Raw genomic sequence first — 14,443 nt, forward strand, 5'->3', positions numbered from 1 at the left:
TGTATGGCACCGGCTTTGCCGGTGATCGCGGGGCAAGCCCGCTCCCACGCTGGTGATGCTTACAACTTTGTTCCCGCTGCGACAGGTGATCTGGGAAACGCGCAACCTAGCGACTGCAGATCAGCCCGACCTGCAGGCTGTTCTGCTCGAACAGGTCCCAATACCCAGGCGGATGCGCTTTCTTGCGGATCCCGCTGATCAGTGGGGCAATCCAGCGCACGTTGCGCAGGCCGACATCGTGGGCGGCCTGTTCGTAGACCGACTTTTGCCAGCGGTAATAGGTGAAGTCCGCAGGCGGTGTACTCATGAACTGGCCCCGGCAGCGCAGGCCGCCTTCCACCGGCTGTTCGTCCAGCACACGAATGCCGTACTCGGTGAAATTGCCCCGGGCCAGGTCGAAGGCGGGGTTCGCCGTGTAGGCGATCAGCTGTCCGTTCAGCTTGAGGTTAAGGGCGACACTCTCGAACATGCGCCGCAATTCCTCGACGCTGCCGGCGTAGTTGAACAGCCAGGCGGCGGTGACCTTGTCGAACTGGCCAATGCGGCCCATCTGCGCCACGTCGCGCACTTCGTAGGCGATGCCGTCGTTGGCCTGGCGCGCCTGGTAGATCATGCTCGGCGAGATGTCCACGCCGTGTACCCGCGCCGCGCCCCAGTCCTTCAGGCGGCGGCTGAAGAAGCCATGGCCGCAGGCCAGGTCGAGAACTTCCTCGCCGGTCACTTCGCCGGCCATGTAGCGAAACGTGTCGACCTCGACCCCGCGCTGGCTGGCGTGGCTGGTGAAGTCTTCGAACTGCTCGCTGATCCGCTCGTAGACTTCCTTGGATTCCTTCATGGGCGCTCCTTGTTTTCAGAGGTGAGTCGCAGCGCCAACGGCAGCGCCAGCAGCGGCGCGCAGGCGAACACGGCGAACAGCCATAGCGCCGCCTGGCGCGCGCCTTGCTCGCCGCCGGGCTCGACCAGCCCGGCGCCGTTGGCGACCAGGCCGGCCAGGGCCGCGGCCAGGGCGGTGGCGTAGAGTTGCACGGTGGTGATCGAGGCCGAGGCGAGGTTTTCCTCGCCGGGGCGCGCTGCCTGCAGCACCCGGGTGAGCAGGTGCGGCCAGCCCAGGCCGATGCCCAGGCCGACGCCGGCCAGGGCCAGGGCGAACAGGGCCAGGCCCGGCGCGCTGGCGATCCAGGTCGGGGCGGGGGTCAGCACGGCCAGGGCCAGCAGCGCCACGGCCACCACCAGCGGCCCGCTGCGGATCTGCCAGGCGCCGCCATCGCGGTCGCGTCCGGCGCTGGCCAGGGCGCCAACCGTCCAGCCAGCGGCCATCACGGCGGTCAGGTAGCCGGCGGCCAGAGGGCCGAAGCCATGGATGCGCTGCAGGAAGTAAGGTACATAGATTTCGGTGGTGATGGCCGCCACCAGCAGGCACATCATGGCGAACAGCGCGCCCATCGGTTGCCTGAGGCTGTAGGCCCCGGTGGGCAACAGGTGATGGCGCGCCCGCGGATCGCGGCGGGCGATCAGCGCGGCGAGGGCCAGGCCCACGACGATGCCGGCCAGGTTGATCCACAAGGTATCGGCCAGGCTGGCTGCACAGATCGCCAGCACCGAGGCCACCAGGCAGGCGATCAGCCCGTAGGCCGGGCGCGCGCCATTGTCGTCCACGGCCTGGCGCGCCGGCAGGCGCAGGCAGACGATCAGCGCCAGGGCGCCAGCCACCGGCAGCAGCGACCAGAACGCCCAGCGCCAGTGTCCACCTTCGGCGAACACCCCGCCCACGGCCGGGCCGCACAGCGTGGCCACGCCCCACATCGCCGAGACCAGGGCCATGGCGCGGGGCCACAGGCGGCTGTCGAACACCAGGTGGATCAGCGCATAGCTCAGGGCGAACAGGATGCCGCCACCCAGGCCCTGCACGCTGCGTCCAAGCAGCAGCATCGGCATGCTCGCGGCCTGGGCGCAGAGCAGCGAGCCGATGGTGAACACCAGCAGCGCCAGCAGGTAGGCGACTCGCGGCCCACTGCGGGCCAGCAGGCGGGTGGAGAGGGTGGAACCGATGATCGAGGCGACCACGAACAAGGTGGTGTTCCAGGCATAGAAGGCCAACCCGCCGATCTCTTCGATCACGGTCGGCAGCAGGGTGGTGACGATGTAGACATTGATGGCATGCAGGGCGACGCCGCCGGCCAGGGCGATCGAGCGCAGCGCGTTGCCGCCGCTGAGCAGTTCGCTCCAGCGCGCCGGGGGCTGTTCGGGGATTGCGGTCATGTACGCTCCTTGCGTGGTCCTGCGCTGGGAGTCTAGGAGTCGGAAAATCATTATTCAAGGTTTTGCTTGTGTAATTTGGCGGTGATGTTTTTGCTAGGATCGTGCTCTTTTGTCTTGTTCCAGGAGCGTCACCCATGATCATCAGCACCACCAGCCAGCTCGACGGCCGTCCGATTGCCGAGTACCTCGGCGTGGTCAGCGCCGAATCGGTGCAGGGGATCAACTTCGTGCGCGATTTCTTCGCACGCTTTCGCGACTTCTTCGGCGGCCGCTCACAAACCCTGGAGGGCGCGCTGAAGCTGGCCCGCGAGCAGGCCACCGAGGAACTCATGGCGCGGGCACGGCAGTTGCAAGCCGATGCGCTGGTGGGCGTGGACTTCGAGATCAGCATGCCGTCGGTACAGGGCGGCATGGTCGTGGTGTTCGCCACCGGCACGGCGGTACGTCTGAAGTAAGGCCAGTTGCCACTGGTCGGACCAGGAAATTTTGGTCCGACTGGTCTGCAAATGACCGGCTAGTCTCACTTCAACGGACCGCCGCTTCACTAGGCAGGCGTATTGCCTGCCGGCACGGTCGCCATTGGAGGGAGACAGGGCATGAGCGAATCCTATTTCGAAGACCTGAACGATGCGTTTCCGATCAACAGCCAGGTGCGCTGTGGCCAGGCAGCCGTGCGCCTGGGCTTTGCCAACATGACCCTGGACGAGTCGGAACAACTGCAACCGGCGCACCTGCAGCGGGCCAAGAAGGGGCGTTTCACGCCGCGTGTCCCGTCGAAGAAGTAAATCCGCGCTGAATCCCCATCGCGGCGCCCACAGGTCCTGTGGGCGCCGTCGCGTTCAATGGGCCCCGGCGCCCTTGCTCAGGTCGCTCTTCGTGGTTGGCCAGGATCACCCCCCCCCGGCGACCTTCTGCAGTGCCGCGGGGCCCGCTACCGGTCGGACCTGTACCAGGATGCCTGCCGCCATTGCCAGGGCGTGGCGCTGGCGCAGGTGATCATCGTCGAGGGGCTCGCCCCCTGATCAGACCCGCAGGTGCGGGTCTTTCTTTTCCGGGTTTTCGCCGGCAGGGCGTGGAGTCGCCGGCTTGTCCGTGGTGGGCAGCGGCGTGTCCTGCACGGCGTCGGTATCGGCGGGTGGCGACTGGTCACGGGTGCGCAGCAGTGACAACAGCACTCCGCCCAGCAGCAATCCGAACGTCACCCCCAGCGATATCCCGGCCGGCACCTTGCCCACCAGCCCGTGCCAGAAGATCTTGCAGCCGATGAAGATCAGCACCAGCGCCAGCGCGTACTTGAGGTAGACGAAGCGGTGCATCAGCGCCGCCAGGGCGAAGTACAGCGAACGCAGGCCAAGGATGGCGAAGATGTTCGAGGTGTAGACGATGAACGGGTCCTGGGTGATGGCGAAGATCGCCGGCACGCTGTCGACGGCGAACACCAGGTCGGCCAGCTCGATCAAGACCAGGGCGAGGAACAGCGGCGTGGCATAGCGGGTCGCCCGCGTCGCCCCGGGCGGCGTGAGCTGGACGAAGAAGTGCCGGCCATGCAGCTGGTCGGTGACGCGCATGTGCCGGCGCACGAAGCGCAGCACCGGGTTGTTGGCCAGGTCCGGGTGGGCGTCGTCCTTTGACAGGGCCATCTTCACCCCGGTGAACAGCAGGAAGGCGCCGAACAGGTACAGCACCCAGGCGAAGTGCTGCACCAGCGCGGCGCCCACGCCGATCATGATCGCCCGCAGCACCACCACCCCGAGGATGCCCCAGAACAGCACCCGATGCTGGTAGCGGCGGGGGATGGCGAAGAAACTGAAGATCATCGCCATGACGAACACGTTGTCCATCGACAGCGACTGCTCGACCAGGAAACCGGTGTAGAACTCCAGCGCCGGCTGCGCGCCCAGCTCATGCCAGACCCACAGGCCGAACAGCACGCCGACGCTGAAGTAGCCCGAGTACAGCAACAGGCTTTCGCGCATCTCGATCTCGCGGTCCTGGCGGTGCAGCACACCCAGGTCGAGAACCAGCAAGGCGATGACGATGGTGATGAAGACCAGCCACAACCAGGCGCTGGTGCCGAGAAAAGGCGTGAAGAGGAAATGCTGCAGAGCCGTCATGAGCCCCTCCTTGATTGTCGACGTTGCAAGGCAACAGTGATTCCGACATGGCGGTGCAAACCGTCAGAGGGGCCCGGCATCACATGCTTCTGAGCCTAGTCGCGATCGCCGGGCTTGCGAATGGCAGGCTGTTACATTTCTTTGCCTGAATCCAATGGTTGCGAAGTATCCGCCGGCTGGGGCGCCAACATCGAGGCGTGGTGAGTATCCCGAGTCCGACCCGAAACGGGGCTCGGAATGCTCATGTACGCCAGTGCATTGCGCTTGCTTCCCCTTTTCGCCTAGTTTGGCCTCGCGCAGACACATTTCGTACTTAGGCGCAGCCCTTTCAAGGTGTTCGCCGTAACTCTTACAGCGCCTATAAGAGTTACGGCGAACACTTGGTAGCCCTGATGCGGTCAATAGCCCTCGAGCTCAAACACCTTGAAAGACCTGGTACTCAGGCGCAATCGCTGACGGTGTCGGCGGCCTTGTGCCCCCGGCTCACCCACCAGCCAAACCCCGCCGCCGTGAAGAACATGATCAGGCTGTAGATCGCCGCCGGCACCGCCATGGTCGCGTTGTTGAGCAGCGTCGGGCTCAGGGCCAGGGCGATGGCCAGGGTGCCGTTGTGGATGCCGATCTCCATGCCGATGGCGATCGCCTGGCGCTTCGGAATGCTCAGCAGGCGCGGCACCCAGTAGCCCACCGCGAGGCTGAGCAGGTTGAACAGCAGCGCGGCGCCCCCGACGATCGGCGCGTACTCGACCACGGTCTGCCAGTCCTTGGCCAGGGCCAGGACGATGGTGAAGGCCAGGAACAGCGCCGCGACGATCTTCATTGGTTTTTCCATGCGCGCGGCGAAGCGCGGCGTCCAGTGGCGAATCAGCATGCCCAGCGCCACCGGCAGCAGGACGATGGCGAACACCTGCATGACCTTGGCGAACTGCAGCGGGATGGCCTGGTCCGATTCCATGAACCAGACCAGCGACAGGTTCACCAGCAGCGGCATGGTGAGGATGGCGATCAGCGAGTTGACCGCGGTCAGGGTGATGTTCAGCGCCACGTCGCCATGGGCCAGGTGGCTGAACAGGTTGGCGGTGGTGCCGCCCGGAGAGGCGGCCAGCAGCATCAGGCCCACCGCCAGTGCCGATTCGAGGCCGAAACCGTTGGCGATCAGGAAGCACACCAGCGGCAGCAGCAGGATCTGGCAGATCAGGCCGATCACCACCGGCTTGGGGTACTTCACCACCCGGGCGAAGTCGGCCAGGGTCAGCGACAGGCCCAGGCCGAGCATGATGATACCCAGGGCCAGCGGCAGAAGGGCGGTGAGCAGCGGGGAGGCGGTCATGGGCGGTCTCTCGGGCGAAGGATTCCGAGGAGTGTAGGTGGTGGCGCAACGATAGCTAATCGCAACTGGCCTGCCTTGGTAACCGATTGTTACTGGGGCGAGCGGCCTTGTGCCGCGTTGCGATGCGCCGCCTGGCGCAGTAGCATTCGACCTTTTGCCGAGGATTCGCCTGTCATGCCGTTCCAGCCAGGTCTGCTTGCCACTCCGGTGCCGGCCCATGCCCGCCACCTGTTCTTCGCCCTCGATTCGCTCGAGGCCTTGCCCGCCGTCCTCGACCAGCTGTTGCCGCAGGTCGATGGACAGAGCCTGATCCTGGGCGTCGGCGCGCCGCTGGCCAAGGCCCTGGGCCGCGAAGTGCCGGGCCTGCGCAGCTTCCCGCAACTGGACGCGGTGGTGGAGAACCCGGCGACCCAGCACGCCCTGTGGCTGTGGCTGCGCGGCGCCGAACGCGGCGAGCTGTTCCTGCGCGCCCAGGCCCTGCAGCAGGCGCTGGCGCCGGCCCTGCGCCTGGTCGACAGCGTCGACGGTTTCCTGCACCGCGGCGGCCACGACCTGACCGGCTACGAAGACGGCACCGAGAACCCGGTGGACGAAGACGCCGTCGCCGCGGCCATCGTGCCGGGCGAGGCGCCTGGCCTGGCGGGCTCCAGCTTTGCCGCGTTCCAGCTGTGGAAGCACGACCTGGAGTACTTCAAGTCGCTGCCCCAGGCTGAACAGGACAACATCATTGGCCGCCGCCTGAGCGACAACGAAGAGCTCGACGATGCACCCGAATCGGCCCACGTCAAGCGTACCGCCCAGGAAAGCTTCGCGCCGGAGGCGTTCGTGGTGCGTCGTTCGGTGGCCTGGACCGATGAACGTGGCGCCGGCCTGGCGTTCGTCGCCTTGGGCTTTTCGCTGGATGCCTTCGAGGTGCAGCTGCGGCGCATGAGCGGGCTCGAGGATGGCGTGATCGATGGCCTGTACCGCTTCAGCCGGCCGTTGACGGGGGGGTACTACTGGTGCCCGCCGTTGGCTGAAGTCGGTGCCGACCTGCGCTTGCTGCTGGGCTGATGGATCCAGGGGCTGCTGCGCAGCCCTTTCGCGGCGCAAGGCCGCTCCTACAGCAGAATGCGCGTCCCTGTAGGAGCGGCCTTGTGCCGCGAAAGGGGTGCAGGGCGCCCCCGGTACCCCTTCAGAACGGCACAGCCACCGTCAACTGACTATAAATATTGGTTCCGCTCCCCACCTGGTTGCCGCCATTGCTTTGATCCTTGCGCGGCTTGAACAGCCCCAGCAGCGGGGTGACGATCAGGTGCTCGTTGACTGCCCACTCCACATACAGGTCCAACTCCTGGGCATCCAGGTTCAGGGTGTCGCGGGTGCGCACGGTGTCGAAGTCGAAGAACAGCGCGCCGAGGGTGAGATCGTCCCGTGGCGTGGCCTTCAGGCCCACATGGTGGATGCCGCTGTTGGTGTTGAACGGCCCGGCATAGTTGCCGGCGACCTCGCCCTGGATCCAGGTGCCGTAGCCGCTGGACAGGCCGGTGAACAGCAGGTCCCAGCCCGCCGAATAGCGGGTGTAGCGGTAGGTCAGCTGCGGCGCCCAGGGGGCTTCGGCGAAGGTGTAGGCGGCCTCGGTGTACCAGGCGGTCTCGCGGCCACCGCGCTTGTCCTGCCAGGCGTACTCGAAAGCGAAGCGGGTGTTTTCCAGCCCGACGCCACCTTCGCCGCGCAGGCTGTACACATCCATGCCCTCACGGGCCTTCTGGAACTCGCTGGCCCACTGGTCGGTCACGTCGATGCCGTGGATATAGGTCAGGCCCAGGGTGCCCAGTTCATGGGTGTAGTCCAGGGTGCCGGCCGCCAGCTCGGTTTCGGCCTGGGCACGGTTGTCGGACTTGAGCCACAGCACGCTGCCATGCAGCCCCTGCTTGCCGCCCAGGCGCAGCACCGCGGTGCGGTCGAAGGCGTGGCGCGCGCCCAGGTAGAAGCCGCCGCCGCGATTGAGCTGGCCGTCGGCCGGGCCCTTGCCCAGGTTGGGGCCGTCGTCGTTGATCAGGAAGCCGCTGCCCAGGCGGATCACCTGGCGCCCGCCGGACAGGTCAACGCCATCCTTGCCCAGCAACGGGAACAGATCACCCGAGCGCCAGCCCAGGTAGGCGTCCTCGATCTTGGTGGTGCGTTCGGAGCCGTCCTGGTTGCCGCCGGCGTCGCCGTCGCCCCAGGCGCCGGAGCTGACCCAGTTGAGGGCGCCGTACAGGCTGCCGTTGCCGACCAGGCCCTGGTCGCCGCTGAGGCCGTACTTGATGAAACCCTCGCGCCAGGTCGAGCCGCCGGGAGTGCCGTCATAGTTGTGGCGGCTGTTGAACATGCCCCAGACCGCGAGCAGGTCGGCATTCAGGTGGCTGTCGTCGTCGGCGTACAGCTCGTAGGCCGGGCTGGCCGGGCCATGGACCAGCAGGGCCAGGGCCGCGGCCATTGCGGTGCGACGTGGGGTGAGACGCATGGATCGATCCTCGTTTGTTGTGTGCGGTCTTGGGTGCCGCGTTGTTGTGGAGGCAGTGTCGAAAGGCGACGGGCTATTAGCGCGTGGAACGCTGGCGGCGGTCTTGCCCGTGGCTGCCAGCGGTCTTGCATATCACCGCCATCACAGGCTCGCGGCGCTCTCCGGCAAGGTCGCGCCGCCGTCGACCACCAGGGTCTGGCCGGTGATGTAGCAGGCGGCGTCAGAGGCGAGGAACAGCATCGCCGCGGCGATATCGGCCGGCTCGCCCAGTCGCCCCAGGGGCACGCCGGCGGCGATCCGGGCGTTCAGGGTGGTATCGCCGAGGTTGTCCATGGCCGGCGTGCGCACCATCCCCGGCTCCACGCCGTTGACCCGCACGTTGAATGGCGCCAGTTCCAGCGCGGCATTGCGAATGAAGCCATTGACCCCGGCCTTGGACGCCGCGTAATGGCTCAGGCCCGGGTAGGCCACCCGGGGCCCGGTCACCGACGAGGTGGCCAGCACGCATCCGCCACCCTGGCGGCGGAACAGGGGCAGGGCGCCCTGGACAAGCCAGAACAATGCGCCCAGGTTCACCGCCAGGGTGCGCTGCAACAGGGCCGGGTCGATCTCGGTGAGTGGGGTGAGTGGAAAGTAGGCGGCGTTGTGCACCAGTACGTCCAGGCGTTGCAGTCCGGCCAGCGAGGCGCGGATCGCGCCGGGGTCGGCCAGGTCGAGGACCTCCCCACGAACCTCGTGCCCCAACGCCACCTGGTCCTCGACCAGGCGCTGCAACGCCTGCGGGTCGAGGTCCAGCGCCAGCACCCGGGCGCCGCCACGGGCGAAACCCTCGACGATGGCCTGGCCGATGCCGCCCGCCGCGCCGGTGACCAGCACCGTGCGGCCTTTGAAGTCGTAGCGCGCGTTCATGCCGATGGCTCCAGGCGGGTGTAGGCCAGGGTCGGCACGTCGACCACGGTCGAACCGCCATCGGCGGTGATCACCGCGCCGGTGACGATGCTGGCCTCGGCGCCGACCAGGAACTGGCACACGGCGGCAATCTCGTCGCTGCTGGCCGGGCGGCGCAGCGGCACGTCGGCGGTGACCCGCCGGTAGGCGGCGTCGAGGTCTTCCTGGTAGTGATCCATCAATGGCTGCATCTCCTGATCCGCCATGGGCGTGCGCACCCAGCCTGGGCAGACGCAGTTGACCCGCACGCCGAATGGCCCGTAGTCACGGGCCAGCGAGCGGGTCAGGCCGACCAGGGCATGCTTGGCGGTGGTGTAGCCGCAGACCTCGGGGCCGGCCGCCAGCGAGGCGATGGAGCCCAGCAGCACCAGGCTGCCGCGCCGCTCGCGCAGCAACGGCAGGCAGGCCCGGGCGGTGTGGAAGGCGCTGTCGAGGTTGCCGCGCAGGGCCTCGCGCCAGGCGGCGTCGCTGGTCTGCTCGGCCGGTCCCAGGCCATGGCCGCCGGCGCAGGCGATCACCGCGTCGAGGCCGCCGAAGCGGGTGCGCACCTGCTCGATGAAACCCGCCCAGGAGGCGCTGTCAGCGGCGTCGCCGGCCAGCACCAGGCCATCGCACAGCTGCGCGACGCGCTGCAGCGCTTCGCGGCGGCGGCCCACCAGCGCTACCTGCCAGCCCTGGCCGGCCAGGCGCAGGGCGCAGGCTTCACCGATGCCGCTGCCGGCCCCGGTGATCAGCACGCTGCGGCTCACTGCGCATACTCCGTGCGGTTGAGCACCCGACAGTGGGACGACACCGGGAAATTGGCCAGCGCATCGAAGCCGCCGCCCTGATAGCCGAAGATCTTGCCGTCGCTGCGGTGGTGCGCCAGGTCGATCATCACCAGGCCCAGGGTGGGTACGATCTTCTCGCACCAGACGAACAGGTACAGCTGCTCGGCGATCTTGTAGTAGTACGCCCGGTCGGTGTCGCACAGGCCCTGTTCGACGCCCTTGAGGCACTGCCAGCTGTAGTAGTTGGCGTTGAGGTAGATGTGCTCGTACTCCTCGGTGGGGCTGTAGCGGTAGTGGTTGCGCAGGCCGACCAGCTCGGTGGTCGGCGCGTGGGGGCAGGCGCCGGCCTGCCAGGGGCGGTCGAGGCTGCCGTGCAGGAAGCTGGTCTCGATGCCGGTCAGCGCTTCGCCGGCCAGGGCCAGGGCGTACAGGCCGCGCTGGGTGCGGGCCTGGTCGGGCAAGCGGCCGAGCACGGCGGTGAAGGCGTGCTCGAGGGTGTCGAGCACCAGCGACACCGACCAGGCCTGGCCGGCCTCGTGCTTGATGAAGTCGACCAGGTAGATGCCGGGGCGCACCGAGGTGGCCCGGTAGCCGGCGCTGCCGCTGCTGTGGCCGTCCGCGGCGCGCCAGTGCAGGCGTTCGCTGTCGAAGCGGTGTTCGATGACCCAGCCATTGGCGAAGTGCAGGGTGAGCGTGCGCCCGGACAGGTCGGCCAGTTGCGGCAGGATGAAGGCCTCGGGCGCGAAGCCGTCGGCGAGGGCGCCCACGGTGATCCAGTCGGCGGTGTTGGGCATGGCGGTGACTCCTGTGGTTGGGGTGGCCACAGGGTGCAACGGTGTGACGGGCGGCGGTATCAACCGGAAGGTTGAGTCACAGGTAGAGGCTGGTCACCAGCTCGGTGCGGTTGCGCACGCCGAGCTTGCGGAACAGGTTGATCAGGTGGGTCTTCACCGTCGGCAGGCCGACGCCCAGGGCGCGGGCGATCAGTTTGTTGCTGCTGCCCTGGCGCAGCAGCTCGGCGATCTGCCGTTCCCGTGGGGTCAGTTCGACGGGCGCGGGCGCGCTCGCCAGCGGCTGGCTGGCCACGGCGAGTTGCATCAGCCCGTGCAGGGGCAGCAGGCGTTCGAGTTCGTCGCTGCGGAACTCACCGAGGCTGGCACAGCGCAACAGCGAGACGCCGGCCACGGGACGGCCATCGGCCTGGGCGATGATCTCCACCACGTCCAGCACCTGATGCTGCGCGAGGAAACGCCGGTAGGTCTGGCCCTGGGCTTCGGGCAGGCAGGCCAGGCCCTGGCGCAGCGACACCACCGGTTGGCCGATGGCCAGGCAGCGCTCGGGCTGCAGCGGGTCGAAGGCCCGGTAGTGCTCGAGGTAGCGGGCATGCATCGGTGCCTGCAGGTCCTGCAACAGGAAGTCGCAGGCCTGCTGCCCGGCATCGATGCGGTAGAACGCCGCCAGCGAGGCCGGCACCTGCTGGCTGAAGGCCTGCAGGCAGTAGCGGCCCAGGTCGTGGTTGGCGTGGGTCATGGTCAGTAGCGGATCATCACCGACTTCAGCTCGGTGAAGTCGTCGATGAAGGCCGAGCCGAACTCGCGGCCAATACCTGAGGCCTTGATGCCGCCGAACGGCACCGCCGGGTCGAGCAGGGTGTGCATGTTGACCCACAGGGTCCCGGCCTGGATCTCCGGGATCAGGCGCATGGCCTTGCCCAGGTCGTTGGTCCACAGGCTCGCGCTCAGACCGTAGGGCGAGGCGTTCATCAGGTGGATCAGTTCGTCCTCATGGTCGTAGGGCAGGAAGGTCGCCACCGGGCCGAAGGTTTCCTGGTTGAGCAGGGTGTCGCCCGCGTTGTTGGCGAGGATGACCGTGGGCTCGACGAAGCAGCCTGGGCCGTCGCCGAGGCGTCCGCCATGGACGATGCGGTTGCCCTCGGCACGGGCGGTGGCGAACAGCTCGCCGAGCTTCTGCTGGTGCGGCTTGTTGGCCACCGGGCCGAACTGGGTGGTTTCGTCCAGGGGGGAGCCGATCTTCAGCTGGCCCAGGCGCTGGGACAGGGCCTCGAGCAGCGGGTCGAGGCGCGAGCGATGGACGTAGAAGCGCTCGCCGGCGGCGCAGATCTGCCCGGAGTGCAGGAAGCCGGCCTCGATGATGCCGTCCACCGCCTTGTCGACGGCGACATCGGGCAGGAACGCCACCGCGTTCTTGCCGCCCAGCTCCAGGGTCGCCCGGGTCAGCTTGGCGCCCATGGCCGCCTGGCCGACGGCGATGCCGGTGGGCACGGAGCCGGTGAACGACACCTTGTCGGTGCCGGGGTGCTCGACCAGCGCCTTGCCCACCAGGCCGCCGCCGGTCAGCACATTGAGCGCCCCCGGCGGCAGGCCGGCCTCGCTGGCCAGCTCGGCGATGCGCAGCAGGGTCAGCGGGGTGAACTCGCTGGGCTTGAGCACGATGCTGCAGCCGGTGGTCAGGGCCGAGGCCAGTTTCCACAGAGCAATCATGGTGGCGAAGTTCCACGGCACGATGCCCACCACCACGCCCACCGGCTCGCGCAGGGTGAAGGCGCTGTAGCGCTCGCCGGCGAAGGAGGGCAGGGACGGGGTGATGGTCTGGCCGGTGATCTTGGTGGCCCAGCCGGCGTAATAGCGCAGGAAGTGCGCGGCCTGCTCCACCTCGAAGGCGCGGGCGATGCCGATCAGCTTGCCCGACTGCAGGGTTTCCAGCTGGGCCAGTTCCTCGCGGTTGGCCTCCAGCAGGTCGGCCAGGCGGAACAACACCGCGGCGCGGGCGGCGGGGCTGGTGCACGACCAGCTGGCAAAGCCCTGGCGTGACGATTCGACGGCGCGCTCGACGTCGGCCAGGTTGGCATCGGCGACCTGGGCGATGGCTTCGCCGTTGGCCGGGTTGTGCACGGTGATGCGGGCGCTGGATTGGCTGGCGACCGCTGCGCCATGGATGTACAGACCGTGGTCGCGGGCCAGGAAGGCGCTGACGCTGGGGAGGAGGGCGATGTCGCTCATGGCAGGGCTCCGGGTGGGTTGCCGAGGGCTTCGTGGGAGCGGGCTTGCCCCGCGATGGGCCGCGTCGCGGCCCGATTTCCCCCAGATTAAAGCGCGGCAAGCTGGCGATCTTGTCTGCCCATGCCGCCCCCATGACCCTGCCTGCCAGGCGCCACGAAAAGTGCAATCCGAGGTGCGGAAGTTGCATTTTCCACCTCGCCCACGGCTCCCATACTGACCCGGCATTCATCAGCGAGCGGCCCCTTCCAGGCAGCGTTCGCCAGGGTCCAATAACAATGAGCCAGACCATGAAAAAGCCAAACTCCCTGCTCGAAGACCTCAAGCCCCTGTTGCCGGCCATCGCCGCCCGCGCCGACCAGGCCGAGCGCGAGCGCAGCGTGCCCGCCGAGAACATCGCCGCGCTCAAGGCCATCGGCCTGCACAAGGCCTTCCTGCCCAGGCATTACGGCGGCCTGGAAATCAGCCTGCCGCAGTTCGCCGAGTGCATCGCCGCATTGGCCGGCGCCTGCGCCAGCACCGCCTGGGCGATGAGCCTGCTGTGCACCCACAGCCATCAGCTGGCGATGTTCCCGGCACGCTTGCAGGACGAGATCTGGGGCCGCGACCCGGACGCCACCGCCAGCAGCAGCATCGCGCCGTTCGGCCGCACCGAGGAGGTCGAGGGCGGTGTGCTGTTCAGCGGCGAGATGGGCTGGAGCAGCGGCTGTGACCACGCCGAGTGGGCGATCATGGGCTTTCGCCGGGCCAACCCCGAGGGCGGCCAGGACTACTGCTTCGCCGTGCTGCCGCGCAGCGACTACCAGATCCGCGACGACTGGTTCGCCACCGGCATGCGCGCCAGTGGCAGCCGCACGCTGATCGTCGAGCGTGCCTTCGTGCCCGAACACCGTATCCAGAAGGCCAGGGACATGATGGAGGGCCAGTCGGCGGGCTTCGGGCTGTACCCGGACAGTGCGATCTACTTCAACCCGTACCGGCCGTACTTCGCCAGCGGATTCTCCACGGTCAGCCTGGGCATCGCCGAGCGCATGCTCGAGGTCTTCAGGGACAAGACCCGCAACCGCGTGCGCGCCTACACCGGCGCCGCCGTCGGCGCGGCCACCCCGGCGCTGATGCGCCTGGCCGAGTCCACCCACCAGGTCGCCGCGGCGCGTGCGCTGCTGGAAAAGAGCTGGGAGCAGATCGCCGAGTACAGTGCCCGGCACCAATACCCGACCCGCACCGAGCTTACCTACTGGCGCACCAACCAGGGCTACGCGGTCAAGCTGTGCATCCAGGCCGTGGATCGGCTGATGGAGGCGGCCGGCGGCGGCGCCTGGTTCGACGGCAACGAGCTGCAGCGGCTGTTCCGCGATGCGCACATGACCGGCGCGCATGCCTACACCGACTACGACGTCTGCGCGCAGATCCTCGGGCGCGAGCTGATGGGGCTGGAGCCGGACCCGGCGATGACCTGATCTGCAACCGATAAACATGGACGGAACAACGTGGGAGCGGGCTTGCCCCGCGATAGC

General features: G+C 67.8%; 14 protein-coding genes and 1 pseudogene. 5 read left to right on the forward strand and 10 right to left on the reverse strand.

All coding sequences use genetic code 11. The features are described from left to right. Window positions 1-106: 106 nt before the first annotated feature. Together NMG10_RS20370 and NMG10_RS20375 are read right to left on the reverse strand one after the other, a co-directional pair. Window positions 107-835, reverse strand: a complete 729-nt coding sequence (locus NMG10_RS20370; protein ID WP_254465014.1) for a class I SAM-dependent methyltransferase — start codon at window positions 833-835, stop codon at window positions 107-109. Beyond that, window positions 832-2,259 (reverse strand): MFS transporter, encoded by a 1,428-nt coding sequence (locus tag NMG10_RS20375; protein WP_254465015.1) that lies wholly within the window; start codon window positions 2,257-2,259, stop codon window positions 832-834. The genes NMG10_RS20370 and NMG10_RS20375 overlap by 4 nt, the downstream gene beginning before the upstream one ends. Before the next feature lie 134 nt (window positions 2,260-2,393). On the opposite strand from NMG10_RS20375, the gene NMG10_RS20380 reads away from it, so the two are divergent. From NMG10_RS20380 to NMG10_RS20390, 3 genes and pseudogenes are all read left to right on the forward strand, one after another. After that, window positions 2,394-2,714, forward strand: coding sequence for a heavy metal-binding domain-containing protein (locus NMG10_RS20380; RefSeq protein ID WP_050705861.1), 321 nt, complete (start codon window positions 2,394-2,396; stop codon window positions 2,712-2,714). Window positions 2,715-2,855: 141 nt separating this feature from the next. Next, window positions 2,856-3,044, forward strand: coding sequence for a hypothetical protein (locus NMG10_RS20385; RefSeq protein WP_028691681.1), 189 nt, complete (start codon window positions 2,856-2,858; stop codon window positions 3,042-3,044). A 141-nt stretch (window positions 3,045-3,185) separates the two neighbouring features. Then, a pseudogene (locus tag NMG10_RS20390) lies at window positions 3,186-3,281 on the forward strand (DUF1330 domain-containing protein); the annotation flags it as partial. Here NMG10_RS20390 and NMG10_RS20395 read toward each other — a convergent pair. Next, window positions 3,282-4,373 carry a TerC family protein gene (locus NMG10_RS20395; protein ID WP_232856479.1) on the reverse strand — a complete coding sequence of 364 codons (1,092 nt, stop codon included), beginning with the start codon at window positions 4,371-4,373 and terminating at the stop codon, window positions 3,282-3,284. Between the two features lie 439 nt (window positions 4,374-4,812). Next, window positions 4,813-5,703, reverse strand: a complete 891-nt coding sequence (locus tag NMG10_RS20400) for a bile acid:sodium symporter family protein (RefSeq protein ID WP_234561452.1) — start codon at window positions 5,701-5,703, stop codon at window positions 4,813-4,815. Window positions 5,704-5,877: 174 nt separating this feature from the next. On the opposite strand from NMG10_RS20400, the gene NMG10_RS20405 reads away from it, so the two are divergent. Beyond that, complete coding sequence (locus NMG10_RS20405; RefSeq protein WP_254465016.1) at window positions 5,878-6,756, forward strand: Dyp-type peroxidase; 879 nt, start codon at window positions 5,878-5,880, stop codon at window positions 6,754-6,756. Between the two features lie 121 nt (window positions 6,757-6,877). On the opposite strand, the gene NMG10_RS20410 is transcribed toward NMG10_RS20405, so the two are convergent. The 6 genes from NMG10_RS20410 to NMG10_RS20435 all read right to left on the reverse strand — a co-directional run bounded on the left by NMG10_RS20410 (window position 6,878) and on the right by NMG10_RS20435 (window position 12,929). Next, window positions 6,878-8,164: an alginate export family protein gene (locus tag NMG10_RS20410; protein WP_254465044.1), complete on the reverse strand. Its 1,287-nt coding sequence runs from the start codon at window positions 8,162-8,164 to the stop codon at window positions 6,878-6,880. A 168-nt stretch (window positions 8,165-8,332) separates the two neighbouring features. Next, the gene (locus tag NMG10_RS20415; protein WP_254465017.1) at window positions 8,333-9,100 is read right to left on the reverse strand and encodes an SDR family oxidoreductase; all 768 of its coding nucleotides are present in this window, start codon (window positions 9,098-9,100) and stop codon (window positions 8,333-8,335) included. After that, on the reverse strand, window positions 9,097-9,888 hold the full coding sequence (locus NMG10_RS20420; RefSeq protein ID WP_254465018.1) for an SDR family NAD(P)-dependent oxidoreductase: 792 nt from the start codon (window positions 9,886-9,888) through the stop codon (window positions 9,097-9,099). The genes NMG10_RS20415 and NMG10_RS20420 overlap by 4 nt, the downstream gene beginning before the upstream one ends. Beyond that, complete coding sequence (locus NMG10_RS20425) at window positions 9,885-10,703, reverse strand: molybdenum cofactor biosynthesis F family protein (RefSeq protein WP_254465019.1); 819 nt, start codon at window positions 10,701-10,703, stop codon at window positions 9,885-9,887. The genes NMG10_RS20420 and NMG10_RS20425 overlap by 4 nt, the downstream gene beginning before the upstream one ends. A gap of 76 nt (window positions 10,704-10,779) precedes the next feature. Beyond that, a complete protein-coding gene (locus NMG10_RS20430) occupies window positions 10,780-11,439 on the reverse strand; it encodes a helix-turn-helix transcriptional regulator (RefSeq protein WP_203647071.1) in 660 nt (219 codons plus the stop codon). Between the two features lie 2 nt (window positions 11,440-11,441). Next, window positions 11,442-12,929, reverse strand: coding sequence for an aldehyde dehydrogenase family protein (locus NMG10_RS20435; RefSeq protein ID WP_254465020.1), 1,488 nt, complete (start codon window positions 12,927-12,929; stop codon window positions 11,442-11,444). Between the two features lie 287 nt (window positions 12,930-13,216). Between NMG10_RS20435 and NMG10_RS20440 the strand changes: the two genes are divergently transcribed. Then, on the forward strand, window positions 13,217-14,386 hold the full coding sequence (locus NMG10_RS20440) for a p-hydroxyphenylacetate 3-hydroxylase oxygenase component (protein WP_254465021.1): 1,170 nt from the start codon (window positions 13,217-13,219) through the stop codon (window positions 14,384-14,386). The last annotated feature ends 57 nt before the right edge of the window (window positions 14,387-14,443 follow it).

This window comes from Pseudomonas sp. DVZ6, assembly GCF_024259445.1.
In the GTDB taxonomy this organism is placed as follows: Bacteria; Pseudomonadota; Gammaproteobacteria; order Pseudomonadales; family Pseudomonadaceae; genus Aquipseudomonas; species Aquipseudomonas peradeniyensis.